The organism is Prevotella sp. AM23-5, from assembly GCF_003473645.1.
In the GTDB taxonomy this organism is placed as follows: Bacteria; Bacteroidota; Bacteroidia; order Bacteroidales; family Bacteroidaceae; genus Prevotella; species Prevotella copri_A.
Window position 1 is genome coordinate 1 of sequence record NZ_QUCG01000190.1, and the last position, 628, is coordinate 628.

The 628-nt window shown below is 51.6% G+C and carries 1 protein-coding gene; it reads right to left on the reverse strand.

What is annotated here, in order from left to right:
- On the reverse strand, positions 1-628 hold a 628-nt coding region (locus DW657_RS17515), incomplete at both ends, for a Bro-N domain-containing protein (protein WP_369973488.1).

Sequence of the window (628 nt, forward strand, 5' to 3'; positions counted from 1 at the left end):
TTCAGTCTTCGGATTTCCACATCCTGCTCCTCGATGAGCTTCTTCTGCTGAGCCAGTATCACCTTGCTCTCCTGGAGCAGCTTTCTCTGCTGCTCCAGCAGTTTCTCCTTCTTCTTCAGGGTGGCACGGAGAATCTCCTCGGCATTGCGAATCGTCTCCTCCTCGCTCTCCCCCTCATGCACCGGGATATAACCGCCCGTCTTGCGAATCTGCGGCAGCACCACCGAGGTAACCCAATCCTTGAACTTCACCGCCGAAGCCAGTTTCGAACCGAGCACCAGGGCATAGAAGCCGCTCTCGTTAACGAAGTTCATCTGAACAATCTTCAGCTTTCCCTCGCAAACACCATAGCGGTTTTTAACAATTCTAGTGACACCGCGTTTTACGGTATCACTAGAATTAACGTGCTGTCTTACAGCCTCTGACGCTTTCTTATACCCGAGCACATCACACAAATCCTTTGCACAGAACCAAGGATCGCCCTTCTCATCTATAGTAGTGCGAACCGTTCCGAACTCCGGATTCTCAAAAACAGCAACCTGTGCAGCCTGTTTCTTGCTAGCTTCCTTCTTGTCGGCCACCTTCTTACCAGTCTGCACACTCTTCTTGGCAGAGCCGGCATTCTTGC